The organism is Pseudomonas sp. RA_35y_Pfl2_P32 (genome assembly GCF_963970735.1).
In the GTDB taxonomy this organism is placed as follows: Bacteria; Pseudomonadota; Gammaproteobacteria; order Pseudomonadales; family Pseudomonadaceae; genus Aquipseudomonas.
Genome location: NZ_CAXAQF010000310.1, coordinates 1 through 463 on the forward strand (window position 1 = coordinate 1; position 463 = coordinate 463).

Consider the following 463-nt stretch of genomic DNA (forward strand, 5'->3'; position numbering starts at 1 on the left):
GGGTCCTGAGTCCGTCATCGTCAAACTGAGGCGAAAGCGTCGCGTGGCTCGTGGGGCCGCCCCCGGGGCCCGTCGGGTCACGGCAGGCCGGAGCTCCAGGCCTGACCTGAGGCGGCCTTGTCGTAGCCGTATTGGTAGCGCGCCCGCATGTAGGCGGTATCGAAGCCTTCGGAGGGCGGCGCGGGATAGTCGCGCGCGATGTAGGAGAGATGGAAGCCGAAGCGGTTGCGCTTGGCGAAATCATAGGTCGCGTAAATGATCGAGCGGGTCTGCGACTGCGTGATCGCGGACAGGCTGCGCGAGGCGACGTCGATGGTGCTGTTGGACACCAGCTCGAAGTTGCGCTCGATCTTCTTGTTGACGAGGATGTAGATGTCGAGGCGGGACTTGCCGGGCAGGCCGCCCTGCAGCAGCAGCGCTTCCGGCAAGGTCAGCACCGGCGCGGTCACGCCGCCGTCGACAT

The 463-nt window shown here is 66.1% G+C and carries 1 protein-coding gene; it reads right to left on the reverse strand.

Annotated features, from left to right (window positions below; all coding sequences use genetic code 11):
- Positions 1-77: 77 nt before the first annotated feature.
- Positions 78-463: hypothetical protein (locus AACY45_RS28435; RefSeq protein WP_339548797.1), on the reverse strand; the 386-nt coding region annotated here is incomplete at its 5' end.